The organism is Pseudomonas sp. SWRI77 (assembly GCF_014269105.1).
GTDB lineage: Bacteria > Pseudomonadota > Gammaproteobacteria > Pseudomonadales > Pseudomonadaceae > Aquipseudomonas > Aquipseudomonas capeferrum.
In genome coordinates, this window is sequence record NZ_JABWRV010000027.1 from 31,937 (window position 1) to 56,637 (window position 24,701).

General features: G+C 59.9%; 20 protein-coding genes, 4 tRNA genes and 1 pseudogene. 12 read left to right on the forward strand and 13 right to left on the reverse strand.

Annotated features, from left to right (window positions below):
• Nucleotides 1-201: 201 nt before the first annotated feature.
• Nucleotides 202-762: a hypothetical protein gene (locus HU766_RS22055; protein WP_177447937.1), complete on the forward strand. Its 561-nt coding sequence runs from the start codon at nucleotides 202-204 to the stop codon at nucleotides 760-762.
• 579 nt (nucleotides 763-1,341) lie between these two features.
• Here the strand turns inward: HU766_RS22055 and arfB are convergent.
• The 6 genes and pseudogenes from arfB to HU766_RS22080 form a co-directional block, all read right to left on the reverse strand.
• Entirely contained in the window at nucleotides 1,342-1,755 is a 414-nt protein-coding gene (gene arfB, locus HU766_RS22060) for an alternative ribosome rescue aminoacyl-tRNA hydrolase ArfB (RefSeq protein WP_063914882.1), read from the reverse strand.
• 276 nt (nucleotides 1,756-2,031) lie between these two features.
• The gene (locus tag HU766_RS22065; RefSeq protein ID WP_186660583.1) at nucleotides 2,032-6,810 is read right to left on the reverse strand and encodes a DUF3320 domain-containing protein; all 4,779 of its coding nucleotides are present in this window, start codon (nucleotides 6,808-6,810) and stop codon (nucleotides 2,032-2,034) included.
• Nucleotides 6,811-7,203: 393 nt separating this feature from the next.
• Nucleotides 7,204-7,399, reverse strand: a pseudogene (locus HU766_RS26275) (integrase); the annotation flags it as partial.
• Nucleotides 7,400-8,422: 1,023 nt separating this feature from the next.
• Complete coding sequence (locus HU766_RS22070; protein ID WP_186660586.1) at nucleotides 8,423-9,577, reverse strand: Fic family protein; 1,155 nt, start codon at nucleotides 9,575-9,577, stop codon at nucleotides 8,423-8,425.
• A gap of 252 nt (nucleotides 9,578-9,829) precedes the next feature.
• A tRNA-Thr gene (locus HU766_RS22075) sits at nucleotides 9,830-9,905 on the reverse strand.
• 70 nt (nucleotides 9,906-9,975) lie between these two features.
• The gene (locus HU766_RS22080) at nucleotides 9,976-10,386 is read right to left on the reverse strand and encodes a pilin (RefSeq protein ID WP_033701422.1); all 411 of its coding nucleotides are present in this window, start codon (nucleotides 10,384-10,386) and stop codon (nucleotides 9,976-9,978) included.
• Between the two features lie 217 nt (nucleotides 10,387-10,603).
• On the opposite strand from HU766_RS22080, the gene HU766_RS22085 reads away from it, so the two are divergent.
• From HU766_RS22085 to yacG, 4 genes are read left to right on the forward strand one after another with little or no spacing between them, the layout of a single operon-like run.
• Nucleotides 10,604-11,812 carry a type II secretion system F family protein gene (locus HU766_RS22085; protein WP_186660595.1) on the forward strand — a complete coding sequence of 403 codons (1,209 nt, stop codon included), beginning with the start codon at nucleotides 10,604-10,606 and terminating at the stop codon, nucleotides 11,810-11,812.
• A gap of 2 nt (nucleotides 11,813-11,814) precedes the next feature.
• Nucleotides 11,815-12,681, forward strand: coding sequence for an A24 family peptidase (locus tag HU766_RS22090; protein WP_186660597.1), 867 nt, complete (start codon nucleotides 11,815-11,817; stop codon nucleotides 12,679-12,681).
• Nucleotides 12,681-13,304, forward strand: coding sequence for a dephospho-CoA kinase (gene coaE / locus HU766_RS22095; RefSeq protein ID WP_186660600.1), 624 nt, complete (start codon nucleotides 12,681-12,683; stop codon nucleotides 13,302-13,304). Before HU766_RS22090 ends, coaE begins: the two co-directional genes overlap by 1 nt.
• On the forward strand, nucleotides 13,301-13,501 hold the full coding sequence (gene yacG / locus HU766_RS22100) for a DNA gyrase inhibitor YacG (RefSeq protein ID WP_047582821.1): 201 nt from the start codon (nucleotides 13,301-13,303) through the stop codon (nucleotides 13,499-13,501). Before coaE ends, yacG begins: the two co-directional genes overlap by 4 nt.
• Nucleotides 13,502-13,687: 186 nt before the next feature.
• Here yacG and HU766_RS22105 read toward each other — a convergent pair whose 3' ends face one another.
• Complete coding sequence (locus HU766_RS22105; protein ID WP_186660602.1) at nucleotides 13,688-14,371, reverse strand: energy-coupling factor ABC transporter permease; 684 nt, start codon at nucleotides 14,369-14,371, stop codon at nucleotides 13,688-13,690.
• A gap of 109 nt (nucleotides 14,372-14,480) precedes the next feature.
• Between HU766_RS22105 and HU766_RS22110 the strand changes: the two genes are divergently transcribed.
• From HU766_RS22110 to HU766_RS22125, 4 genes are all read left to right on the forward strand, one after another.
• On the forward strand, nucleotides 14,481-14,642 hold the full coding sequence (locus HU766_RS22110) for a hypothetical protein (RefSeq protein ID WP_167334466.1): 162 nt from the start codon (nucleotides 14,481-14,483) through the stop codon (nucleotides 14,640-14,642).
• Between the two features lie 55 nt (nucleotides 14,643-14,697).
• Entirely contained in the window at nucleotides 14,698-15,327 is a 630-nt protein-coding gene (locus HU766_RS22115) for a DUF1780 domain-containing protein (protein ID WP_013970766.1), read from the forward strand.
• A 132-nt stretch (nucleotides 15,328-15,459) separates the two neighbouring features.
• Nucleotides 15,460-15,633, forward strand: a complete 174-nt coding sequence (locus HU766_RS22120; protein ID WP_013970765.1) for a DUF3094 family protein — start codon at nucleotides 15,460-15,462, stop codon at nucleotides 15,631-15,633.
• Nucleotides 15,634-15,717: 84 nt separating this feature from the next.
• Nucleotides 15,718-17,013: an NAD(P)/FAD-dependent oxidoreductase gene (locus HU766_RS22125; RefSeq protein WP_033701435.1), complete on the forward strand. Its 1,296-nt coding sequence runs from the start codon at nucleotides 15,718-15,720 to the stop codon at nucleotides 17,011-17,013.
• A 142-nt stretch (nucleotides 17,014-17,155) separates the two neighbouring features.
• Here HU766_RS22125 and HU766_RS22130 read toward each other — a convergent pair.
• The 6 genes from HU766_RS22130 to rluD all read right to left on the reverse strand — a co-directional run bounded on the left by HU766_RS22130 (nucleotide 17,156) and on the right by rluD (nucleotide 22,241).
• A tRNA-Lys gene (locus HU766_RS22130) sits at nucleotides 17,156-17,231 on the reverse strand.
• Between the two features lie 6 nt (nucleotides 17,232-17,237).
• Nucleotides 17,238-17,314, reverse strand: a tRNA-Pro gene (locus HU766_RS22135).
• A gap of 4 nt (nucleotides 17,315-17,318) precedes the next feature.
• A tRNA-Asn gene (locus HU766_RS22140) sits at nucleotides 17,319-17,394 on the reverse strand.
• Nucleotides 17,395-17,816: 422 nt separating this feature from the next.
• Nucleotides 17,817-20,381 carry an ATP-dependent chaperone ClpB gene (clpB, locus tag HU766_RS22145; protein ID WP_033701436.1) on the reverse strand — a complete coding sequence of 855 codons (2,565 nt, stop codon included), beginning with the start codon at nucleotides 20,379-20,381 and terminating at the stop codon, nucleotides 17,817-17,819.
• Nucleotides 20,382-20,541: 160 nt separating this feature from the next.
• Entirely contained in the window at nucleotides 20,542-21,282 is a 741-nt protein-coding gene (gene pgeF / locus HU766_RS22150) for a peptidoglycan editing factor PgeF (RefSeq protein ID WP_186660604.1), read from the reverse strand.
• The gene (gene rluD, locus HU766_RS22155; protein ID WP_033701534.1) at nucleotides 21,279-22,241 is read right to left on the reverse strand and encodes a 23S rRNA pseudouridine(1911/1915/1917) synthase RluD; all 963 of its coding nucleotides are present in this window, start codon (nucleotides 22,239-22,241) and stop codon (nucleotides 21,279-21,281) included. The genes pgeF and rluD overlap by 4 nt, the downstream gene beginning before the upstream one ends.
• A 147-nt stretch (nucleotides 22,242-22,388) precedes the next feature.
• Here rluD and HU766_RS22160 point away from each other — a divergent pair, with 147 nt between their 5' ends.
• From HU766_RS22160 to HU766_RS22170, 3 genes are all read left to right on the forward strand, one after another.
• Nucleotides 22,389-23,408, forward strand: coding sequence for an outer membrane protein assembly factor BamD (locus tag HU766_RS22160; protein WP_033701439.1), 1,020 nt, complete (start codon nucleotides 22,389-22,391; stop codon nucleotides 23,406-23,408).
• Between the two features lie 94 nt (nucleotides 23,409-23,502).
• The gene (locus HU766_RS22165) at nucleotides 23,503-23,733 is read left to right on the forward strand and encodes a PP0621 family protein (RefSeq protein ID WP_186660607.1); all 231 of its coding nucleotides are present in this window, start codon (nucleotides 23,503-23,505) and stop codon (nucleotides 23,731-23,733) included.
• A gap of 175 nt (nucleotides 23,734-23,908) precedes the next feature.
• Nucleotides 23,909-24,673: an FCD domain-containing protein gene (locus HU766_RS22170; RefSeq protein ID WP_186660609.1), complete on the forward strand. Its 765-nt coding sequence runs from the start codon at nucleotides 23,909-23,911 to the stop codon at nucleotides 24,671-24,673.
• Nucleotides 24,674-24,701 lie beyond the last annotated feature (28 nt).

The following is a 24,701-nucleotide window of genomic DNA, read 5'->3' on the forward strand; positions in this document are numbered from 1 at the left end:
TTAGGGAATTTATCGTCTCGTTTCGGGTAGGGCAAGGTTCTTGGTTGTGGGAAACGTCCCATTGTTTTGTACGAATGCACAGGGAAACAAAACCGTAGCGTGCAAGGCAGGGAGGATGATGGACCATGGCTATTCACGCTCAACATTTCACCCTGACAGCCGTTAAAGCTCGTTGAGTCATACACAACGATGAGAACGGTTATGAAGCGAGTCGAACGGGATTTCATTACGCTATTCAACTGTTTGTGGTACCGCGATTTTCCGGTTACCGAGGCAAACGATCTAGCGGGGCGCGCCGACTGGACAATTCACCTTGGATTGGTAGTGCGTCAGTGCGCAACGCTTCTTGGCGCAAGGGCGTTGTTTGAACAAGGTGGACGCACCGACGCTGTGCTGCGGTATCCAGAAGGCGACACACTTTCGTTCGTCGAGTGGGAATGGAAACGGGCACATACGGATATCAATGAGATTTCCAAGCTGCTTGAGCGCGCCGGCAAAGCAGTGTTCCAGACCTTCATCGGCTATAGCAGAACAGAAGACATCGCGCTCACGCTGGAGCGAATCCACACACAGTGGCAGGACGCGGACAAGCCGCTGATGGTGTTCCTGATTACGTACGAGCTGTCTGGTCGTAGCCGTCATTTCATGGAGCTGCAGACGTACATGTTTGCAAGGGGAAAATACAAGAAAGTACGTGCTCAGCCGGCGTTACCTTGGAAGGTGAATCGGGCGAAGGCTAACAGTGCATCTGATGAGGCGTGATTACTGCTGCTTACCCTAGTGCGGTGTTTTCAGAAGTACCAATGAAAATTGCTCAAGGCCCGTGCCGCACGAGCGACTGAGGCCAGGATGTCCTCGGCTTTTTTATGGTTCTTCACGGAATGTTGGAGAAGTGAGGCTGCTATGTGCTTGTCGGGAGATAGGGTGATGGCGGCTAGGTGCCTGTCTTTGGCTTGGAGGTAGGGCGGAGATCGAGCGCCGCCCGCGCGGCGCATCGCGAGCAAGCTCGCTCCTACATCCGTTTCGGGCCAGTTATTCCTGAGGCATTGGCGCGCGGCCCCTTAGCGTCCGCCTCAATATTGTGTCGTACAAACAAGGCGGTCGCGCGCGCTGGCACAGGCGATACTGGCCCGAAACAGATGTGGAGCGAGCTTGCTCGCGATGCGCCGCGCGGGCGGCGCCGGATCTGATAGGCGCTGAAAATGCCAAGCCAGGCACCTGGTTGCCCCGAATACAATTTCCAGGCATCCCCCCCTTAAAAAAGCCGAGGACATCCTGGCCTCAGTCGCTCGTGCGGCACGGGAATTGAGCAATTTTCATTGATACTTCTGAAACACCGCACTAGAACTCCACCTTACCCCGCCCCGCCTTGACAGTACTGCGCCTGGCTTTTCCTTCGAGGCGGCGGGTCTTCGAGCCGAGGGTCGGTTTGGTGGGGCGGCGTTTCTTCTCGGTTTTGCCGGCAGCGATGATCAACTCGGCAAGACGCGCCAGTGCGTCAGCGCGGTTCTGCTCCTGGGTGCGGTACTGTTGGGCCTTGATGATCAATACGCCGTCACCGGTGATGCGACTGTCACGCAGCGCCAGCAGCCGCTCCTTGTAAAATTCGGGCAGCGACGAGGCGGGAATGTCGAAGCGCAGGTGCACGGCGCTGGACACCTTGTTGACATTCTGCCCGCCTGCGCCTTGCGCGCGGATGTATGTCAGTTCGATGTCGGCATCTGGCAGATGCACGTTATTCGAGATGGTCAGCATGGCATGGCCTTTGTCATTGCCTTCCATTATCACAGCCTTCGCCGCTGGCCTACAGAACAAAAGACGTTTGACCTCAACCACAGTGGTCGAGATGAATCGCCCCCGATTTCTCAGACGCGTCCAAGCCTCAAATTCGAGCCTTGGTAAACGTCCGCTTCTGGCCGTAGGCAGAGTCTGGCTAGGGCCTACCATGGATCGGTCGGCACCTCTGAATATGGCTAGCCATTCGTACTCATATCAGGAGGTGCTGGCTCATATTTCCCTAAGTATAAAGGGTCAAGACGAAGTAACTGGAGTCACCACCCCATCAACCATTCGCAAACGCCCGCTGTTGACCAGAACAACAATTCTTTCGTCAATAACCCCAGCAATCTTCGCGGTTGCCCGTCCAAAGCCCAGAAGCGCCAGCGCTCCTGAGATAATGTCTTCCCGACTCATCGAGAATCCTAAGGTGACCGTTTCTACAAGTGCCTGATCAAGCTCTTCCGGGGCGACCCATTCCACCTTACGTTCCGAAGATTCAAAATGGGCCCGGCTACGGATATGGATAGCATTGTTCTCAGCTGAATACATGAAGCCACCTCGTCCGTGGAACAACCTGTGCTGCACGCCAAGACGAATAGCCTGCTCGACCGCGTTAGTAATCCTCGAACCAGCCCTTGTCACACCGAACGCCTCCATGAGCCGGCGAGTGACTTCGGTTGTGTGCACCGGAGCTTCGACCTCCACCACAGTACGAATCATCTGCATTAGGTGCTCTGGCTTTTCCTGATGCAGCTCATTCAGCGTGGCTACGGGTGCCAGGCGAGCTTTCACGTACTGCCTGCTTGCACTCGGCATAGCTTCAACGGCCGGCGCGTCCCGGAAAATTTCATGCTTCGGTTCTTGCGCCACCTGGGGAACCGCAAGCCGCCCCTCCGCGATCCTGGCACGAGCCGCTTCGATCGCTGCAACGACGCGTGTGATTTCCTGCTGAGGATTGCGGAACCAGTCCGTGCTCCAGATCCGATGGAAGTTCCAGCCCAGCCCCTCCAGAACGCTTTGGCGTAGGCGATCACGATCACGCGCCGATCGTGAACTGTGATAGGCAGCGCCATCGCATTCGATCGCCAGGACATAGCGCCCCAAGTACTCGGGATCCTTAACAGCAATATCAATGAAGTAACCTGCAGTTCCTACCTGCGGCTCTACCACGTAGTTTCGGTCTCGCAGCGCCTCGATCACTTCAAGCTCGAATGGCGAGTCCGCTGCTTTACCGGTCTCGTATGCGACTTCCAATTCGCCTGTCTCGGCATACTTGAGGAAATTCCTCAGTGCCCTGACGCCCAGGGGAGCGTTGGAGTCGAGTTCAAGCTCTTCGGCCTTGAAGTTGCAAAACACGCGCATTGCAAGCTTGGCCCGGGTGATCAGAACGTTGAGGCGGCGGTGGCCGCCCTCCCTGTTTACTGGGCCGAATTCCTTGGCGATACGGCCTGACTCGTTACGCCCATACCCGATGCTGATGAATATCTTGTCACGTTCATCACCCTGAATGTTTTCCAGGTTCTTGACGAAGAATGGCTCACTCCCCTGGGCGGTAAAGAACGCTTCCGCTTCCGGCGCCTGACGACGCAGCAACTCGATTTCTACCTGGATCAGATCACGCTGCGCCACGCTGAAAGCTGCCACTCCCAGCGACAACTCTGGCGATCGGATCGCATGTTCCATGACAGCTTGTGCAACAGCCTTGGCTTCCCCCTTGTTCGTGCGCGTTCGGCCCCGGTCGTAGACGGCCTCAGGCAAGTAGTCGAAGCTGATACCTGTGGCATCAGGATGCTGACCCGCAGATGGGAAGACCACCAGTTTGCTGTCGTAAAACTCGACGTTAGAAACCGCAATCAACGACTCGTGTCGGCTCCTATAGTGCCAGCGCAAATAGCGCTCCTGGCTACCAGCGGCCTTAAACATGCTCAGAATACTTTCAATGTCGGCGGTAGCACCCTCTTCGTCGTCCATCTCGACATCACGACTGAAGAAGTCGGTAGGCGGCATCTGGCGGGTGTCACCCACAACCACAACCTGCTTGCCGCGCATGATGGCGCCAAATGCATCGACGGCTTTCACCTGTGAAGCTTCGTCGAACACCACTACGTCGAACTCGACTTTGCCTGGTGGGAGGAAGTTGGCAATCGACATGGGGCTCATCATGAACACAGGTTTTATTTGCTGGATCGCCCGTCCTGCCTTCTCGATCATTTGCCGGATCGGCATATGGCGGCGCTTCTTGTTCAGCTCGGCTCGCAGTATCGCCATCTCACCCGGCTGGTTGATATTGGGCATTCCCTCCCACGTCTGTTTGGCCAGAGACGTCTGTGCGTGATTGAGGGAGGCAAGATCGAGCGACTTGAAACGCGCGATCTGGTGCTCATGCTTGATCCGGTCAAACTGCTGAAGTGCCGGGCTGTGGGCGTACACCGATTGCACCAGGCCTGTGTACCAAGAAAGATCCAGAATGGCAGTCAGGCTTTCGTGCTGGTCGCTCCTGATGGCAATGCCAAGCAAATCGCCCAAGTTCGCGGTGAGCATCTGTCCCGCGAGCACGTTGAATCGCGAAATCTGGTAGAGCGCGGTGAGGTTGCCCTGCCATTCCTGCAGACGCGCCTCTAGGTTAGCCAGAGAGAGTTTCCTGACATCAGCCTTAGCGTTCTCCTCCTGCATGCCGGTCACTTCCAGCGAATCACGAATCGCTTTGTCCAGCCCGCTGACATGCTGCGCTACGTCAGCGACTGCATCGCCCAACCCTGTGGCATCAGCGTGTCCGGCCAGGAAGGCAATAATGCCCTGCGGAATCTGTCCATGGCCCAGGTCGTCATGCAATTGGATCACCCAGGCACTCAGGCGCTCAAGCACGGGCCAATCGGTCTTCTGCCGTTGCCACTGGGCGCCAAACAGCGCACTACCCAAGGCTTCGTGCTGGTCATACACCTTCTTGTTCTGCTGGTAGGTCAAGACCGCGTCGACCAGCTCCAGCATGCCTGCATTGCTTTTCGGCAATACCTCGCGGACAAACCCTTGTAATCGAGTACGTGACGCGCGGAAACGCCCCGAAAAGACTCTCCACCATTTGTCGCCGTAGGCCTGCAGGTTCTGACGAACCTCCAGGAGATCCTGTTCCCAAGCCGCGTCGATCAAATATTTGTCGAACTGATCACGACAGGCAGACATCCTCTCGCCCGCCTCGAGCAATTCGCGAATGGAGTCGCGACGCGACTGCCATTCCCCCGTGGAAATCTTGATACCCTCAAGGCGCGGGGCCTCTGCCGCACGGCGTGCCGCACGGCAGACTACATCGACGTCTGCCAAGGTGGCCGGCTGGGTCAGCATCAGTCGGCCGGAAAGCGCGGTAGTGGCGGATTGCAAGGCATTGAGGTGAGAGATCGCAGACTGCAACGTGTCATTGGCAGTGCTTTGTTCGATGGGAGAGAAAAAGGTCCGCTGGCTGCCCCAGAACGGACTGCGATCCGGCCGCCCCATCGCGTTTAGGTGGAGCACCAGTTCTTCGACCAACTCTCGCTGCTTTTGCTGTTGGGTGAAGCTCCAGCCGGCCATTGGCCCAAACGGGATCACAGGTAGCCCCGGATGAACTCGCTTCAGCTTTAAAAAGCGACCAAGCACATCGAGAAAGGGCAATCCACTCGCCCCGGCCGGCGCACTGACGGCTTCGCAGTAGGTATTAAGGGAATCCTGCAGTTCTTTCAGACTGGCCAGGTCTCCCTCTGCGCCTTTGGTCATTGGCCGCCCTTGGTTCAGGGTTCGCCCCAACTCCTTGAGCACAGACTGCTTGGTGGATTTGTGGGAATGCAGCTCAAGTACTGCGTCGCCTAGATGGCTTTCATCCAAGCGGCGCTTCACCACCTCCAGGGCCGCCATCTTCTCCGCAACAAACAGTACCGTTTTCTTCTGCCCGATCAGCTCGGCAATGATGTTGGTAATTGTCTGGGACTTGCCGGTACCCGGTGGGCCCTGAATGACTAGGTTGGAGCCGTCGCGCACTTCCAGGATTGCTTCGGTCTGGCTGCTGTCGGCATCCTTGACGAAACGGACTTCACCCGGCTTTATCACCGAGTCGATATTCACGTCCTCTGGATATGCCGCGCGCAAATCGCCGAAGCCCGAGCCCAGCAAGCGCTTCATCACCGGGTTGGCATCGGGTTGCTTGTCTTCTGGCCAACTTTTCGGATCGAGATCCTTGAACATCAGGAACTTGCCGAACGAGAAAAAGCCCAGCGCAATTTCGTTACTGGCGACCTTCCATCGCGATTGCTTGCTGACCACAGCAGCAACATCGCTGAAAAAGCGATCCAAGCTGTTGTCGTCAGCATCGAAGATGTCTTCGTCAAATGCACAAGAACTCAGGTCCAGGCCAAAGTCAGTCTTGAGCTTGGCGACCAGGGATAAGTTCGGCATCAGCTCGTCACCGGAGTATCTCAGCTTGAATGCATCCTTGGCCCCGCTGCGTTCAAGGGTGACTGGCAGCAGGATCAAAGGCGCCTTGCGCAGGTTTTCAGAGCTGTCGGCCTCGTACCAATGCAGGAAGCCAAGGGACAGGAACAGCGTGTTGACGCCCTGCTCCTCGATAAATCCTTTGGCCTCGGTATGGATTTTCAATAACTGAAGGAAAAGCCGATCATCTTCGATGGCGGTCTGCAAACGCGTATCGAGATGACGGCGAGCCTTGCCTGTTTCATCCTCGCCTGCGTCGCCCGTGGCGGCATTCCAGTCCAGGCTATCGAGTTCATACAACAACTCCTCATCGCCGGGGGAATAACTATCTTCTTCCCCCTCCTCTGCCGACTTGGAGGCCTTGACCAGTTCCGCCAGTTTCTTGCGAGCCATTGGCGCAAAGGTCATGGCCTTTTCCTGACGATAGAGGGTCTTGAAGACCTCCTCGGACTGCTCATCGACCACCATCAGGGTTTTGGCGGTCTTGCGGAAATTGAGCATGTTGTTGCGAAGCCCGATATCCAGAAGCTCTTTGCGACTGCTCTGTAGCTTCTGGCCGATCACTGCATTCATAGGAAAACCTGCTATCTGAATTCGCACACCAACGGCTTTGGTCGTGTCTGCAGACTGGAAGGATGCTAATGGGAAACTGTTCCACGTTTTCGCCATCACCGGAGGCCTGGCGGGCAAGTCTAGTGAGCAGTCATCCGAAAGTTTGAGCCTAGTGCGTACAACTCATCGGATGCAACGATTGCTGAGCTTGGCTTGTTAGAGTCACGAGAATCAGGGAAAGGATGCCAGTGTGTGAGCCAGTCGAGTGATCACTCTGAAGCGCCTTTCCCTAGGACTCAAGTATCTAATATCCTTTTGCCAGCAACATATCTGCAGCATGAATACAGGTAAAGAAATAAGTGATTTGCGGTCACAGCATCAAGCTTGGTGTGGACGACTCAAGCCCCCCCAATCAATCTGCCGCGCATCATTGATACCGGGCCCTGTTCGGAACGGCACCGCTTCACGAATGCCAACCATCGGTCACAGTGAGCTTGACCGTGCCGTAATGGCCAGCGCCGAACAAATCTTGCCGTGCCTGCGGTCCTGCGTAGCTCAATTGCCTCCCATAGCCGCAATTACGACCATCGCGTCTACCTACCAATGCCATATCGGACACCTCATTTTCCGTTCTCAGATCCTCGCCCCACGTCATCCCGCCAAGAATGTTGAGTGTTATCAGGGATCTAGGCCCCTGCGACCTGTGGGGAATGTCCTCTACGCGGGACTGACGGCTCCTTACGTCCGGGAGCGAGGGCATCTCATGATCTGACCTCCTGCACCGTTACCGGTGGGCGGGTGGAGGCTGCATTGGCTGACGAGACCAGCGCCTGAAGAGCCTGAGCCTGGTGCAAGCAGTACTGCGATGACCGGGGCATGGCTGACCGTCAGTCAGGTGCAGTCCATTCTCTGGGCTGCGGCACCATCATCCACATGGCTGTTGCTGGTGACATCGGCGGTTGTCACGCCGATTGTCACGAGGGGGAATGCCGCAAAGCCATGTGCGATCAGGGCTGCAGCAGTGGTAGAAGTGCCCGTCTCTTTCCAGAAGAAAGAGACGGGCGCAGGTTGGCGCAATATTCGGCCAAGCGGATAGGTTGCTGCTGGGCAGCGAAGTAGGGCGTGTCGTCTGGCGCGCGGGGGCCATGATGTGATGTAAGCAGCCATCGCTGGGAATTACCGGATGAGCCTCCGAAATCAACCAAGTAAAGCCTGGTTGGTACACCCGTTAATCGTCCCGGCGGCTACCAAAACCTATATGACTATTGCGCCGGATTACGCATTGGATGGCACGGGCTTCGCCCGTGTTCGCGGGACAAGCCCGCTCCCACGGGGATCATGCCTGTTTTAGAAGTATGAGCAAGACAGTTGCTGCCACAGAAGTCGCGAACGCGATGGAAACTCGCGCAGGGCGGCTGGTAATTGCCCGACTCGGCTGGCCAGGCTCGAAGCTGCTCCGAAGTACCTTGAAAGACGGTCGTAGCGAGATTGGATTGGGTAGCAGGGCTGCCAGATTACGGTGGTTCAAGAATGCCGGGGCCGCCTTGCGGCCCTTTCCGACCGGCCCGGCGCCCCGGCAAGGTCGCGCCAGGAAGGCAAGATCAAGCTGGATTCGGCACGAACTTGCGATTTCTCAAGGCCTATCGAGAGGTTCAGGAATGAACCCCTGCTCTCTCAGCGCCTTGATTACCCCACGCACCAGGTAGTTGCTGGAGAAGCCAATGGTGTATTGCCTCGACCCCGGATTGACCGGCAAAAGCATGCCTTGCTCTACCAGATTTTTAATCTGATACGTTCGTTGGTTGGGGGTGAGCGTTGGAAGCGCCTGAGCAATATCACTTGATTTCACTACCTTCATGTTTATCACGCTGACAAGGATCTGTTCTTCGGTCTCGGTAATCCACTCCCGACTGCGTGCAAAGCTCACCGCTGGGTGCAGAATGCATTTTGTGAGATAGACATAGTCAGTGAGCTTGTCCACCTTCTCCAGTTCATCCCGAATGCCTTGCAGCACATAGGTACACCATGCTTCCAAGCCCGCGATGGCACCGGAATCAGCCACACCCAGCATGGTGTAGTACTTGTCCCGGTCATTGCAGAACACTGCCGTGGGATTGAGCACTCGGCCACCCGTGTTCACGTTGAAGCCGTACTTCATCAACAGTGCATAGGTCAGCAGCCTTACCACACGCCCATTGCCATTGCCGAATGGGTGAATCCAACCGAAACGGTGGTGCGCCAGGGCGACCTTCATCAGGGCGTACTTAGGCGAGTCGTCACGGTTGATGAAGCTGACCAACTCTTGCATGTACTGGGGCACCAGCACACCTTCCGGAGGTAGATGCTCTGCCTGCGCGATCCTGACCGCGCCTTCCCGGTAGGCGCCAGGCGTTTTATCGCCTTCGCGCCGCAACCCGTGCACGGTCATGGCGTGTAGCTCTCGAATCGTATGCTCTGTCAGGTCTTCACCGGGCTTAACCACCTCTTCGATGTAGTCCATTGCCTTCTCGATGTTGGCAATTTCCAGCAACTGGTCGGTGCTCTCGGCTTTGCCTTCGACCTTGCTGTCAATGTAGTCGGCCAGCGTGGTGTGGTTGCCCTCGATTCGAGCAGACCCCAAGCTCTCCAAGGTATGGAACAGCGCCTTGAGCTGAAAGAACACCTGGGGTGGGGTGTCTCCCTCCAACCTCAGTCTGCGCAGAAACTCGAGCTCGGCCAGAACGTCAACCAATGGCGAGTCGAAGGAGGGGTTCAGCAGCTGCAGGTCACAGTGAGAAAACTGGGGCATCTCAAAATTATCTCTAAACAGAAAAACCATTATCTAGAAAAAATTCGGTATTTACCCCGTAAACGTTGGCTAAAACCGAATCAACAGATAACCACTATCTAGAAAACCGTGCAACCCTAAGTGGAAAACCGCGCCCCATTAAGTCAAAGCACGCAGATTCACAGCGTAAAAAACAGCCACAAAAAAACCCGCACAAGGCGGGCTTCCTAGCAGGGCCAACAAGCGAAAAATCGCCATTGGCTAATCTGGATGTGGTGCCGGAGACAGGAATCGAACCTGCGACCTTCGCGTTACGAGTGCGCTGCTCTACCGACTGAGCTACACCGGCGTGTAGCGCAACGTACCACTGCCGCACCCGTTACGCAAACCCCTGTTTCCCCTCGTTTATTGCCCTGCCCTCAAGCCCCTTTGCAACCACTCGGCGCGAGGTCTTCCTCGATGTTGGTGGTGCAGCCCCACCCAGTAGCCGAGCGGGTCAGGGTCAGGGCTTTGCCAACCACGGTGGCCGGTGCATCCACCAGTGTGCACACAATGCTCCCGGTGCCGGCAGCTGCGTTGCCGCTGGCGGTAATCGCGCAATGCGCTGTCGCCGGTTGCCCACCCAGCGCGCCTACATCTGCCACATCCTTGCCTTCGTTCAAGCGCAGGTCCATGGCTGTCTTCAGCGCTGAAATCTCCAGCAACCCGGCTGCGGCCTTGGTGCGGGACTGGTGGTTGGTGTACATCGGTATGGCGATGGTCGCCAGAATGCCGATGATCGCGACGACGATCATCAGTTCGATCAGGGTGATACCGCGTTGCCCTTTCATGAACGTTTTCCTTGTTTGATACGCATACACATTGGGGTCACTCTCGGCCCCAGGCCGGCAGCGGCGCAGTAGGCCTGAACAGACACCTTTTGTCACCCCTGCCCGCCTGGGCGTCATCTTCGCTGAACTACTCTAGTGAGCATCAGGGAAGCACGCCCTCTCATGGACGCGGCAAGCTGTTTCGAGGCTTGTCGTGCGGGCAAAAAAGGACCTTTGCATGAACCCTTCGATACGTCTTTACGCCTGGCAGGGCACCAACGCTGATGGCCTGGCCGTCAGTGGGCAAATGGCTGGGCGCAGCCCGGCTTATGTGCGCGCCGGGTTGCTGCGCCAGGGCATTCTGGTGGCGCGTTTGCGGCCTGCTGGCGGGCGGGCGTGGCGTTGGCCGAAGCGGCGGGAGAAAACCGACCCGGCGGGTTTCAGCCGGCAGCTGGCGACTTTGCTTAAAGCCGGGGTGCCGCTGCTGCAGGCGTTCGAGGTGATGGGGCGCAGTGGCTGTGATGCGGCGCAGGCGGCGTTGCTGGTTCGATTGAAACAGGATGTGGCGTCGGGGCTGGAGCTGGCGGATGCGTTGCAGCGCCACCCGGGGTGGTTCGATACGTTGTACTGCAACCTGGTGCGGGTGGGTGAGCAGTCCGGCACGCTCGACCGGCAGCTGGAGCAGTTGGCGGGCATGCTGGAACAGCGCTTGGCCCTGCACAAGAAGTTGCGCAAGGCGATGATCTACCCGCTGCTGTTGTTGCTGACCGGGTTGGGCGTTTCGGCGGTTTTGTTACTGGAGGTGATCCCGCAGTTTCAGAGCCTGTTCGCGGGGTTTGATGCGGCACTGCCGGCCTTTACCCAGTGGGTGATCGACTTGTCCACAGGGCTGGGGCGTCATGCACCGGTGTTGCTGGTAAGTGCGGTGCTGTTGGCGGTGGCTGCGCGCGAGCTTTACCGCAAGCACAGGCCGGCGCGCTTGTGGATAACTCAGCGGGTGCTGGGCCTGCCGGTGTTCGGCAAGCTGCTGGGGCAGGCGGCGCTGGCGCGTTTTGCGCGCAGCCTGGCAACGTCTTATGCCGCTGGGGTGCCGCTGCTGGATGCCTTGGGGACGGTGGCCAAGGCCAGTGGTGGCGAGCTGCATCAACAGGCGATCCAGCGCTTGCGCCAAGGCATGGCCAATGGGCAGGGGCTGAACCAGGCGATGGCGGCCGAACCGCTGTTCCCGCCGCTGCTGGTGCAGCTGGTGGCCATCGGTGAGTCCAGTGGCACGCTGGACCAGATGCTGGAAAAAGCCGCCAGCCACTACGAGGAACAGGTCAGCCAGGCGCTGGACCAGTTGACCAGCCTGCTGGAGCCGGCCATCGTGCTGGTCCTGGGCCTGCTGGTTGGCGGCCTGGTGGTGGCGATGTACCTGCCGATCTTCCAGCTGGGTAGCTTGATCTGAACATGACTTTATGGACCTTCCTGGCGATGGAGCCGGTTTACTTCATCACCCTGGCGACCGTGCTCGGCCTGTTGGTGGGCAGTTTTCTCAACGTTGTGGTGTACCGCCTGCCGATCATGCTGGAGCGCCAATGGCAGCGTGAGGCACACGAAGTGCTGGGGCTGCCGGTGACCGAGCACGAGCGTTTCGACCTGTGCCTGCCGGCCTCGCAGTGCACACAATGCGGGCACCGGATACGGGCGTGGGAAAACATCCCGGTGCTCAGCTACCTGGCGTTGCGTGGGCGCTGCTCGGCCTGCAAACAGCGCATCAGCGTGCGTTACCCGTTGGTCGAGGTGGGTTGTGCGCTGCTGTCGATGGTGGTGGCCTGGCGCTACGGGGCCAGCGTCGAGGCACTGGTGCTGCTGCCGCTGACCTGGAGCTTGCTGGCCCTGAGCTTGATCGACCATGACCAACAACTGCTGCCCGATGCCATCGTGCTGCCGGGGCTGTGGCTTGGGCTGATCGTCAATTACTTCGGGGTATGGGTGCCCTTGCCCGATGCCGTATGCGGCGCGGTGGTCGGGTACCTCAGCCTGTGGACGGTGTACTGGTTGTTCAAGCTGGTTACCGGCAAGGAAGGCATGGGCTATGGCGACTTCAAGCTGTTGGCGCTGCTCGGCGCCTGGGGTGGCTGGCAGGTGCTGCCGCTGACCTTGTTGCTGTCGTCGGTGCTTGGGGCGCTGGTTGGGGTGTACCTGCTGCGGGTGCGCAAGCATTCCATGGGTACGGCCATGCCATTTGGGCCCTATCTGGCAATTGCGGGGTGGATTGCCGTGCTCTGGGGTGATGAAATATACGCCTCTTACATGCAACTGCTTGGATTCTGATGACCACTGCAGCTTTCACCCCTTGGATTCTGGGCCTGACCGGCGGAATCGGCAGCGGCAAGAGTGCCGCCGCCGAGCGCTTCGTCGAGCTTGGCGTGCACCTGGTCGATGCCGACCAGGCGGCGCGCTGGGTGGTCGAGCCTGGGCGACCGGCGCTGGCCAGCATTGTCGAGCGCTTCGGCCCTGGCGTGCTGCTGGACGATGGCCAACTCGACCGCGCGGCCTTGCGCCAGCTGATTTTCGCCGACCCGGCGCAGCGCCAGTGGCTGGAGGCGTTGCTGCACCCGCTGATCGGGCAGGAGATTTTCAGCTACCTGGCCAAGGCCGAATCGCCTTATGCCGTGTATGTGTCACCCTTGCTGATCGAGTCTGGCCAGTATCGCAACACCCAGCGCGTGCTGGTGATCGATGCGCCGCAGGCGTTGCAGGTGGAACGTACGCTGCAGCGGGACAACACCAGCCCGGAGCAGGTGCAGGCCATTCTCAATGCGCAGCTGGCCCGCGAAGAGCGGCTGCGCCATGCCGACGATGTGGTGGTCAATGACCGCGACCTTGCCGCGTTGCACGAGCAGATCGACCGTCTGCATCATTTTTACCTGACTTTACGAGGAGGCCAGCCATGAGCCAGCCATTGACCGTCGACTGCCCTACCTGTGGCGCACCTGTGGAATGGAACGAGAAAAGCACGTGCCGGCCGTTTTGCTCTGATCGCTGCAAGCTGATCGACCTGGGGGCCTGGGCGGCGGAAGAACACAAGATCGCGGGGTCGGAAGAGTCCGAGGATGAGCTGTATTCGGGGGACCTGGAGCCGCGGCACTAAGCCTCTGTATTGGCCATCTGTATTGGCCATCTGTATTGGCCATCTGTAGGAGCGGCCTTGCGTCGCGAAAGGGCTGCGCAGCGGCCCCGGCAATATTTGTGGTGGCACTGAAACCGGGGGCCGCTGCGCGGCCCTTTCGCGACGCAAGGCCGCTCCTACAGGGGTCGTGCAGCGGGACGGGGCCGGTCAATGTTCGTCTTCTTTCCACGGCGCCTGCAGGTACCGCGTGCGGTTGAACGTTTCCAGCCACTCCGGGCAAAACACCACCAAAGCACTGATCACCATGCCGTTGATGAACGCCTCGGGGAACATCATCAGCCACAGGTAGCCGACAAAGTCACTCAGCCACTCCGGCATGGCAAAGCGCCCGTCCAGCCACAAAATCCCCAACCCGGCCAACACACACACCAGCACCGTCAACGCTGCCGGAAAAAACCCTGAACAAAAGATATACACAAACAGGTTTCGCGGTTGCGCACGTTCGACCGCCATGGCGCACAGTTCGGTAATCAGTACCGGCAGGCCAATCAACAGCAGGCCGTTGACGCCCAGCGCCGCCAGGTCCTGACGCCCCAGCGCCAGCAACCCCAACTGCGCAAGAAAGCCGCCCAGCACCGCCAGCGGCCAGTCCAGCAACAAGGTGACGGCCGTCATGCCGATGAAGTGATACGACACGCCCGTTTCAAAATCGCGCCTGACCAACCACAGGGCAAACAGGCAGAACACCGTACCAAACAGAAGGTGCTGGCGGCGCCGGTCGGTGAACAGCTCTACCCAGCGGGCGCGGCTGGCCGCCCAGAGCAACAGCGGCACGTAACCCAGCCAGCCCAGCGTGAGGCTGGTACCTGACAACACCTGTGCACTGATCACCTGGTAAATACCCCTTTCAGCCTTGTGGATAAAGTGAGTCTACACCCATTCTCCCGTTCATCCGGCTGCGGTAGGCTGGCGCCTCCCCGCGATGCAGGACGCATTCAAAATGCCGGAAGGAACCAACCTCGCACTGCTGCTGGCAGCGCTGCTCAACGCTGTGATCGGCCTGTTGCACCTGGCCATTATCGTGGTCAGCTCGCTGGTCTGCCTGGGGTTTGGCCTGGTGCACTTGCTGGGGGTTGTTCAGCAATGGCCGGTGTTGAGCTGATTTCTACGCACAAACAGCATCTTACCGTCATCGATTAGCGTCTAAGCTTGTCTGCATGGATGACTCAGACTACCTGCGCCTGCTTACCATCCAGGCCGAACAAGCCAATGCGTTTCTGTCCAATGCACGCAAATGGGAGCGTGAGCGTTGGGTATGCCAACGCCTGCTGCAAGGGTTGAACATCCCCTACCGCAGCGAAGACTTCACCCCGGCCGGCCAGGAGCCGCCGGATGTGCTGTTCCGCGATGCGGCATTTGAGGTGTTCTTCGTGCTGGACGAGGGCCGCCGCCTGAACGATGAGTGGCGCGAAGAGCTGCAGCGCCGGCGCAGTGCGTTTTCCCTGGCGCAACTGGTGCGCCGCGAAGCACGCCCGCGGCGGATCAGTGCTACGGAACTGCTCGGGCGCCTGGCGCCGACCTTGCGCAAAAAAGCGCACAACTACCGCGAACGCGGGCTGGAGCTGAACGAGCTGGACATCATCGCCTTCGCCAGCCTCAAGCGCGAAGTGCTCGACCTCAACACCCACTTCCCGCCCCCTACCGAATACCTGCGCCAAGGTTGGCGCTCGTTGTCGCTGGTCGGGCCGACTTTCGCCCGGGTGTTGTTCGCCCACCCCGACGCGCCTGACTTTTTACGCGGCAACCTGGGGCGCAGCATTGTCTTCGATGTGGGCATCAGTCTTTGATCCAGTGCAGCGACTCTTTGCGATGGCGTACACTCGGCGCCAGCGATAGAACGCATTATCATTTGTTCCAAGCGCTTGCACTAACGCTGTAGCGTTTGTGCAGTCACATACGTCTATCTGACGAGGCCCACCATGACCAGTCGACTGAACCCGGAAGATCAGCGTCGTGTCGATGAGTATCTACGAGCCCCCCAGCACCAAGTCGAGCGCAGGCCCTTCCGGCCATGGCTGCTCCTGGTGCTGGTGGTGGCCGTGACCATTGGTCTGGGCCTCATTAGCCGCCTGTTGAGTGGACTGGTGCTATGAGCTGCCTTGCGCTCGCCCTCTCCTCATGCAGTTTGCGGCCGGCCCCCAGGGCCAAGAATTCCGTAAACCTTATGAGATATCCCCATGACTCATCGCATCGTGATTGTCGGCGGCGGCGCCGGCGGCCTGGAACTGGCGACCCGCCTGGGTAAAAGCCTGGGCAAGCGCAAGCAAGCCGACATCACCCTGGTCGACGCCAACCTGACGCACATCTGGAAGCCACTGCTGCACGAAGTGGCAGCCGGCTCGCTGAACTCCTCGGAAGATGAACTGAACTACGTGGCCCAGGCCAAGTGGAACCACTTCAACTTCCAGCTGGGGCGCATGAGCGGCCTGGACCGTGAAGGCAAGCAGATCCAGCTGGCCGCCACCCTCGACGAAGAGGGCCGCGAGCTGGTGCCTGCGCGCACGTTGAGCTACGACACCCTGGTCATTGCCGTGGGCAGCAACACCAACGACTTCGGCACCCTGGGCGCGGCGCAGCATTGCCTGTTCCTGGACACCCGCAAGCAGGCCGAGCGCTTCCACCAGCAACTGCTCAACCACTACCTGCGTGCCCACGCCGGTGACGTGGCCAGCGAACAGATCAGCGTGGCCATCGTCGGCGCCGGTGCTACCGGTGTGGAGCTGGCCGCCGAGCTGCACCACGCCGCCCACGAACTGGCCGCCTATGGCCTGGATCGCATCCAGCCCAAGGACATGCACATCACCCTGATCGAGGCTGGCCCGCGGGTATTGCCTGCGCTGCCTGAGCGCATCAGCGTGCCGGTGCACAAGACCCTGGAAAAACTCGGGGTGAAGGTGATGACCAATGCGGCGGTCAGCGAAGTGACCGAGGATGGGCTGAAAACCAAGGACGGCGAAGTGATCCAGGCCAGCCTCAAGGTGTGGGCGGCCGGCATTCGTGCACCGGGCTTCCTCAAGGACATCGATGGCCTGGAAACCAATCGCATCAATCAGCTGGTGGTGCGCCCTACCCTGCAGACCACCCGTGACGACAACATCTTCGCCTTTGGTGACTGCGCCGCGTGCCCGCAACCGGGTACCGACCGCAACGTGCCGCCACGGGCACAGGCTGCACACCAGCAGGCTTCGATGTTGGCGCAAAGCCTGAAGGCGCGGCTGGAGAACAAGGCGCTGCCGACGTATGCGTACAAGGACTACGGGTCGCTGGTATCGCTGTCGCGCTTCTCGGCGGTGGGTAACCTGATGGGCAACTTGATGGGGAGCGTGAAGCTGGAAGGATGGCTGGCGCGGATGTTTTATGTGTCGTTGTACCGCATGCACCAGATGGCGCTGTACGGGTTCTTCCGCACGGCGATGATGATGCTGGGTAGCAAGATTGGGCGCGGTACTGAGCCGCGGTTGAAGTTGCACTGACAGAATGCTGGGGGCGCCTTGCGCCCCTTTCCGACCGGTCCGGCGCCCCGGCAAGGCCGCTCCTACAACAGATGCCGGAGCGGCCCTTGTAGAATTCGAGGCAAAAGAAAAAGGGCATCTCTGTCGAGATGCCCTCTTTACATGGTGGGTCGTGTAGGATTCGAACCTACGACCAATTGGTTAAAAGCCAACTGCTCTACCAACTGAGCTAACGACCCTGAAAATGGTCGGGGTGAGGGGATTCGAACTCCTGACATCCTGCTCCCAAAGCAGGCGCGCTACCGGACTGCGCTACACCCCGAGATTGGCTCCGCGACCTGGACTCGAACCAGGGACCCAATGATTAACAGTCATTTGCTCTACCGACTGAGCTATCGCGGAACTGAACTTCGGTACATCTTTACTGCTTCGAAGTCTGTGTTAGCTTCGATCTCTTTGGCTATCCGCTTTCGCGTTGTCGCTGCTGAGGCCGGCTATTCTACATTCTTCGTTTTGCTTGTCAACCCCTTTTTTTCATTCAACTTACTGATTTGTAAGTTGTTTTGCTAACACCGATGTTGCTGGTGATTCGCTTAGTGCCTGACAGCGGGGCGTATATTAGGTGCACTCGATTTTTGATGCAAGCAAATTTTTCAAAATTTTCAGCAAGTTATCAAAAAAAGTTGGAAGGCCCCGGTTTTACGGGGTCCAGGCCGGCCTATACACGGGCAAACCCGCCCCCACAGGGGCTGCGGCACGCTGTAGAAAACCCTTAGCCATAAAAAAGCCCCGCATGTGCGGGGCTTTTTTTTTCGCCAGCGGGATCAGGCAAACACGATTTCTTCGCCTTCCACCCGCGCAGTAATCGCTGTACCTGGCAAGAATTTGCCAGAAAGGATCAACTGCGCCAGTGGGTTTTCGATCCAGCGCTGGATCGCACGCTTCAGTGGCCGTGCGCCATACACCGGGTCGTAACCGACTGCGATCAGCTTGTCCAACGCCTCAGGGCTCAGGCTGAGCGACAGCTCACGCTCCAGCAGGCGGCTACGCAGGCGACCCAACTGGATCTCGGTGATGCCGGCGATCTGCTCGCGGCCCAGGGGCTCAAACACGACCACTTCGTCGATCCGGTTGATGAACTCCGGACGGAAGTGCGCACCCACCGCATCCATCACCGCCGCACGCTGTGCTTCGCGATCACCCACCAGCTCCTGGATCTGCGCCGAGCCCAGGTTGGAGGTCATCACGATCACGGTGTTGCGGAAGTCCACCGTACGGCCGTGGCTGTCGGTCAGGCGGCCATCTTCAAGCACCTGCAGCAACACGTTGAACACGTCCGGGTGTGCCTTCTCCACCTCGTCCAGCAGCACCACCGAGTAGGGCTTGCGCCGCACCGCTTCGGTCAGGTAACCGCCCTCTTCGTACCCTACATAGCCGGGTGGTGCACCGATCAGGCGAGCCACGGAGTGCTTCTCCATGAACTCGGACATATCGATGCGCACCATGGCCTCTTCGGTGTCGAACAGGAACTCGGCCAGCGCCTTGCACAGCTCGGTCTTGCCCACACCGGTCGGGCCGAGGAACAGGAACGAACCACTGGGCCGGTTCGGGTCGGACAACCCGGCGCGGGAACGGCGCACGGCGTTGGCCACGGCAGTCACGGCTTCGTGCTGGCCGATCACGCGCTGGTGCAGCAGGTCTTCCATCTTCAACAGTTTCTCGCGCTCGCCTTCGAGCATCTTGGCAACCGGGATGCCGGTCCACTTGGACACCACTTCGGCAATCTCTTCCTCGGTGACCTTGTTGCGCAGCAGCTGGTTTTCCGACTTGCCGTGCTGGTCGACCATCTGCAGGCTGCGCTCCAGGTCCGGGATCACCCCGTACTGCAGCTCGGCCATGCGGCTCAGGTCGCCTTTACGACGGGCGGCTTCGAGCTCTTGGCGAGCCTGCTCGATCTTCTGCTGGATCTGCGCCGAGCCTTGCACTTCGGCTTTCTCGGATGCCCAGATCTCTTCCAGGTCGGAATATTCACGCTCCAGCCGCTCGATTTCCTCGTGGAGCTTTTCCAAGCGCTTCTTCGCGGCTTCGTCTTCTTCCTTCTTCAGCGCCTGGGACTCGACCTTCAGCTGAATCAGGCGACGGTCCAGGCGGTCGAGCACTTCCGGCTTGGAGTCGATCTCCATGCGGATGCGGCTGGCCGCTTCGTCGATCAGGTCGATGGCCTTGTCAGGCAACTGACGGTCGGTGATGTAGCGGTGGCTGAGCTTGGCCGCAGCAATGATCGCGCCGTCGGTGATGGCCACCTTGTGGTGCACTTCATAGCGTTCTTTCAAGCCACGCAGGATGGCGATGGTGTCTTCTTCGCTCGGCTCTTCCACCAGCACTTTCTGGAAGCGCCGCTCCAGGGCCGCGTCCTTCTCGATGAACTGGCGGTACTCGTTGAGCGTGGTGGCGCCTACACAGTGCAGCTCGCCACGGGCCAGGGCCGGCTTGAGCATGTTGCCCGCGTCCATGGCGCCCTCGCCTTTACCGGCGCCGACCATGGTGTGCAGTTCGTCGATGAACAGGATGATCTGGCCTTCCTGCTTGGACAGCTCGTTAAGCAGCGACTTCAGGCGCTCTTCGAACTCGCCGCGGTACTTGGCGCCGGCGATCAGTGCCCCCATGTCCAGCGCCAGCAGGCGCTTGCCCTTGAGGCCATCGGGTACTTCACCATTGATGATGCGCTGGGCCAGGCCTTCGGCGATGGCGGTTTTACCCACGCCAGGCTCACCGATCAGCACCGGGTTGTTCTTGGTACGGCGTTGCAGCACCTGCACGGTACGGCGGATTTCGTCGTCACGGCCGATCACCGGGTCAAGCTTGCCTTCTTCGGCACGCTTGGTCAGGTCGACGGTGTACTTGTCCAGGGCCTGGCGCGACTCTTCGGCGTTGGCGTCGTTGACTGCCGCGCCGCCACGCAGGTTGTTGATGGCGTTTTCCAAGGCTTTTTTGGTCACGCCCTGGCTCAGCAGCAGCTTGCCAAGCTTGCTGTTCTCGTCCATGGCGGCGAGCAGCACCAGCTCGCTGGAGATGAACTGGTCGCCCTTCTGCTGGGCCAGGCGGTCGGCCTGGTTGAGCAGGCGCGCCAGGTCCTGCGACATGTTCACGTCGCCCGTCGGGTTCTGGATTTTCGGCAGTTGGTCGAGTTCTTTCACCAGCGCCTGGCGCAGGCTGTTGATGTCGAAGCCGACTTGCATCAGCAGCGGCTTGATCGACCCGCCCTGCTGTTCAATCAGCGCCTGCACCAGGTGCAGGGGCTCGATGGCAGGGTGGTCCATGCCAACCGCCAGGGACTGGGCATCGGATATTGCTAATTGAAGCTTGCTGGTTAAACGGTCTATTCGCATGGGGATACCTTCCTGTAAGGGCAGGTCGGAGCGATGGACAGCGCCTTTAATGAAGAAACCTGCCTGAGATGACCTTATAGATAAGGCTTATTCTGGAAGTTTCAAGCGTAGCGGGGTTGACCTATATCAACCTGATGGATTAGCAGCGTGGCCGGAGCAGTCAGCGGGGGGCTAACCAGACCAGTGAGGCAAACCGCCCACCTTGCGGGGTACGGCGATACGAGAAGAACCGCTGATCGCTGACCGTGCACAAGCCACCGCCATACACAGCCGTCACCCCGCGCGCCGCCAGGCGAATACGCGCCAGCGCATAGATGTCGGCCATCAGCTTGCCCGGCCGCGCACCCGCAACAAAGGCAGCCGCTGCCTCCGGGTGCACCGCGGTAAAGGCATCACGCACTTCCAGGCCCACTTCGAACGCCTGCGGGCCAATCGCCGGGCCCAGCCACACCAGCACGTCTTCAGCCGGCACGGCCAAACGGTCGAGGGTCGCTTCCAGCACCCCGCCCGCCAACCCGCGCCAGCCGGCATGGGCCGCTGCCACACGGGTGCCTGCACGGTCGCAGAACAGCGCAGGCAGGCAATCGGCAGTCATCACGGTGCAGGCGATGCCAGGCTGGTCAGTCCAGCTGGCGTCGGCCTCGGCCACCACGGCCGGGTCGGCATCCGCCACTGCCAGGCCATGCACTTGCTTGAGCCAGGCAGGCTGGATGGCGAACGCATCGCTCAGGCGGCGGCGGTTTTCGGCGACGGCTGCAGGGTCATCACCGACGTGATCACCCAGGTTGAAGGTGTCAAAGGGCGGCAGGCTGACGCCGCCCTGACGCGTGGTGACACAAGCGCGAACCGAGGCCGGGGCCGGCCAGTCGGGCAATAGCAGCGCCTGCGTCAGACCACTCATCCGATAAAGCTCTCGCGGTCTTCGTTCAGCAGCGTCAGCAACCAGAGGAAGTCATCCGGCAAGGGCGATTCCCACTTCATGACTTCACCGGTAATCGGGTGGGCCAATGCCAGGAAACGCGCATGCAGCGCCTGGCGCGGGAAGGTCTTGACCGCCTCGACCATGGTTGGGCTGGCAGCCGGCGGAATGCGGAAGCGCCCACCGTACGTCTGGTCGCCGACCAGCGGGAAGCCAACGTGGGCCATGTGCACACGGATCTGGTGGGTACGGCCGGTTTCCAGCTTGACCCGCACGTGGGTGTGCGAACGGAAGCGCTTGAGCACACGGTAGTGGCTGACCGCCGGCTTGCCGCCGTCGGTTACCGCCATGCGCTGGCGCATACCGCCATGGCGACCGATCGGGGCGTCGATCTTGCCGCCGGCGGTCACCACACCAATCACGATGCACTCATAGATGCGGCTGACCTTGCGGCTTTGCATCTGTTCGACCAGGCGGGTCTGTGCTTGCAGGGTCTTGGCCACCACCATCAGACCGGTGGTGTCCTTGTCCAGGCGGTGCACGATACCGGCGCGAGGTACGTTGATGATGTCTGGCACGTGGTGCAGCAAGGCATTGAGCAAGGTACCGCTGGCATGGCCCGCGGCCGGGTGCACAACCAGCCCGGCAGGCTTGTTGATCACCATGATGTGGTCGTCTTCGTAGACGATATCCAGCTCGATGTCTTCTGCGATCCACTCGCCCTGGGCCTCTTGTTCGGCCTCCAGAACAAGCACAGAGCCACCATAGACGGTGTCTCGAGGGCGCACGACGGCGCCATCGACCGTCAGGCGGCCCTCTTTGATCCACGTAGTAAGCCGCGAACGCGAGTACTCGGCGAACAATTGGGCGGCGACCTGGTCGAGGCGTTGACCGCCCAGATCGGACGGTACCTCTGCGCTAAGTTGAATGATCTCGGACATGCTCGATTCGGCGGGCGCACAGCCTTTGGTTTCGGCTGCGAGCTTGTGGTTAAATACGGCTTCTTTTGTCCCGGGGTTGGCCGGGGCGCTCATCATAACAGGACGGCACCGCCCAAGACAGCGGCCGTCAAAGGGACGCAAGCCGCCATGCAAGTGAAACACCTGCTGCTGATCGCCATCCTCGGGCTTACCGCGGCCTGTTCCTCTAACAAGGAAGTCATTGACGAGAACCTCAGCGAAGCCGAGCTGTACCAGCAGGCCCAGGCTGACCTGGATAATTCCAGCTACACCAGCGCGGTGAACAAGCTCAAGGCCCTGGAGTCACGTTACCCGTTCGGCCGTTATGCCGACCAGGCGCAGCTCGAGCTGATCTACGCCAACTACAAGAACACCGAGCCGGAGGCCGCCAAGTCCGCCGCCGAGCGTTTCATCCGCCTGCACCCGCAGCACCCGAACGTCGACTACGCCTACTACCTCAAGGGCCTGACCTCGTTCGACCAGGACCGCGGCCTGCTGGCGCGCTTCCTGCCGCTGGACATGACCAAGCGTGACCCGGGCGCCGCGCGCGACTCGTACAACGAGTTCGCCCAGCTGACCAGCCGCTTCCCCAACAGCCGCTACGCGCCAGACGCCAAGCAGCGCATGATCTACCTGCGCAACCTGCTGGCTTCGTACGAGATCCACGTGGCCGACTACTACCTGGGCCGCCAGGCTTATGTGGCCGCCGCCAACCGTGGCCGCTACGTGGTCGAGAACTTCCAGGAAACGCCGTCGGTCGGCGACGGCCTCGCGATCATGGTCGAGGCCTACCAGAAGATGCACCTGGACGAACTGGCCGCTACCAGCCTGGAAACCCTCAAGCTCAACTACCCCGACCACCCGAGCCTGGCTGACGGTGAGTTCCAGCCCAAGCAGACCGAGTCTGACGGCCGTGGCTGGTTGTCCAAGGCAACCCTGGGCCTGATCGAGACCGACACCCCGCTGCCGCCGGGCGAAACCCGCGCCAACCAGGACGTGGTCAAGCAGTTCCAGGATGCTCGCGCCGAGATGCCGCAAGAGCTGCTGCCGAAGGACGAAAACGGCGACGTGATCCTGCCGGAAGGCCCGAAAGAAGCCGAACAGGACCGTTCGTGGTTCAGCTACATGACCTTCGGTCTGTTTGACTGAGTGTGTCGAAACGTAGAAAGGGAGGCCTGAGGCCTCCCTTTTTTATTGGCTGCGTCCTAGACTGTGGCCTTCTTCATTCGACAAGCTGGACACCATGGTTCGCCTACTTTTCTGGATCGCCCTGATCGCCGCCGCGTTCTGGCTGTGGCGCAAGTTCAAGATCAGCCAGCAATCGCAACCGGAGCACAAGCTCGACGACCCGCTGAAGATGGTGCGCTGCGCCCATTGCGGCGTGCACCTGCCCAATGACCGGGCGCTGCAGCAGGGCAAAGAGTGGTATTGCAGCCAGGCACACCTGCAACAGGGCCCTGGCCGGCAAGACTGACCCCAAAACCTTGTGGGGGCGGGTTCACCTGCCTCTACAGGGTATGCACTACCCGCACATATCCCTCCCCGACCCTTTCGCACCATTTACGACCCCTCCCCCTCCGCCAGCATTGACCCACCCGGGCAAAATTCGCTAAATCCTATTTATCCGCATAAATATGAAAAATAGCGAAATGCTCAAACCCAAACGCAAGCGCCAGAAGCTGTCCGACGTCATCGTCGAATCGGTCAAGCGCTCGATCGTCACCGAAGCCCTGCACCCCGGCGACCGGTTGCCCACCGAGCGCGAGCTGATGGAGCATTTCGAGTGTTCCAAAGGCACTGCCCGCGAAGCGCTCAAGGCCCTGGAAGTCGAGGGCCTGGTCAGCACCCGCACCGGCCCCAGCGGCGGCGCCTACCTCAACGAGGTCGGCACCGAGCCGGCCAGCCGCGCCCTGCGTAACCACCTGCACTTCCAGCACCTGGATGGCGAGCAGGTGTACCAGTTGCGCAAGGTCATCGAGGTGGAGCTGGCCGTGTCGGTCATGGGCCAGCTGAGCGAAGCCGACTACGCCGCGCTGCAAGCCAACATCGATTTTTGCAGCACCCCGGAAGACAGCGAAGAGGGCCAGCGCGAGCAACGCCTGGCCGAACTGGAATTCCACACCTTGCTGGCGCATCGCTGCCCCAACCCGCTGCTGCGCTTCATGGCGGTGTTCCTCAACGACCTGCTGCGCGACCTGGTGGTGCTGAAAAAGGCCTACCTGCCCAAGCGCCAGCAGTTTGCTGCGGCCAACATCGGCTACCACAAGCAACTGTTGCTGGCCCTGCGCGCCAGCGACGAACCCGCTGTACGCCGGCTGATGCACGAACACATGTGCGACGCCGAGCACCACATGACCGCGCTGGAAGGCGAGGTTGCCCGCAACTTCCTGCTGGAGTTCGACCACCACCACTGACCCGCCTGGACAGAGGCCTGCGCACAGG

Coding starts and splice junctions, on each gene's coding strand:
- HU766_RS22125 (WP_033701435.1), top strand. CDS start 15,718: ATGACTCATCGCATCGTGATTGTCGGCGGCGGCGCCGGCGGCCTGGAA.
- HU766_RS22160 (WP_033701439.1), top strand. CDS start 22,389: ATGCAAGTGAAACACCTGCTGCTGATCGCCATCCTCGGGCTTACCGCG.
- HU766_RS22110 (WP_167334466.1), top strand. CDS start 14,481: ATGCCGGAAGGAACCAACCTCGCACTGCTGCTGGCAGCGCTGCTCAAC.
- HU766_RS22120 (WP_013970765.1), top strand. CDS start 15,460: ATGACCAGTCGACTGAACCCGGAAGATCAGCGTCGTGTCGATGAGTAT.
- HU766_RS22070 (WP_186660586.1), bottom strand. CDS start 9,577: ATGCCCCAGTTTTCTCACTGTGACCTGCAGCTGCTGAACCCCTCCTTC.
- HU766_RS22080 (WP_033701422.1), bottom strand. CDS start 10,386: ATGAAAGGGCAACGCGGTATCACCCTGATCGAACTGATGATCGTCGTC.
- HU766_RS22055 (WP_177447937.1), top strand. CDS start 202: ATGAAGCGAGTCGAACGGGATTTCATTACGCTATTCAACTGTTTGTGG.
- arfB (WP_063914882.1), bottom strand. CDS start 1,755: ATGCTGACCATCTCGAATAACGTGCATCTGCCAGATGCCGACATCGAA.
- HU766_RS22090 (WP_186660597.1), top strand. CDS start 11,815: ATGACTTTATGGACCTTCCTGGCGATGGAGCCGGTTTACTTCATCACC.
- HU766_RS22065 (WP_186660583.1), bottom strand. CDS start 6,810: ATGAATGCAGTGATCGGCCAGAAGCTACAGAGCAGTCGCAAAGAGCTT.
- rluD (WP_033701534.1), bottom strand. CDS start 22,241: ATGTCCGAGATCATTCAACTTAGCGCAGAGGTACCGTCCGATCTGGGC.
- HU766_RS22085 (WP_186660595.1), top strand. CDS start 10,604: ATGAACCCTTCGATACGTCTTTACGCCTGGCAGGGCACCAACGCTGAT.
- HU766_RS22115 (WP_013970766.1), top strand. CDS start 14,698: ATGGATGACTCAGACTACCTGCGCCTGCTTACCATCCAGGCCGAACAA.
- coaE (WP_186660600.1), top strand. CDS start 12,681: ATGACCACTGCAGCTTTCACCCCTTGGATTCTGGGCCTGACCGGCGGA.
- HU766_RS22165 (WP_186660607.1), top strand. CDS start 23,503: ATGGTTCGCCTACTTTTCTGGATCGCCCTGATCGCCGCCGCGTTCTGG.
- HU766_RS22170 (WP_186660609.1), top strand. CDS start 23,909: ATGCTCAAACCCAAACGCAAGCGCCAGAAGCTGTCCGACGTCATCGTC.
- pgeF (WP_186660604.1), bottom strand. CDS start 21,282: ATGAGTGGTCTGACGCAGGCGCTGCTATTGCCCGACTGGCCGGCCCCG.
- clpB (WP_033701436.1), bottom strand. CDS start 20,381: ATGCGAATAGACCGTTTAACCAGCAAGCTTCAATTAGCAATATCCGAT.
- yacG (WP_047582821.1), top strand. CDS start 13,301: ATGAGCCAGCCATTGACCGTCGACTGCCCTACCTGTGGCGCACCTGTG.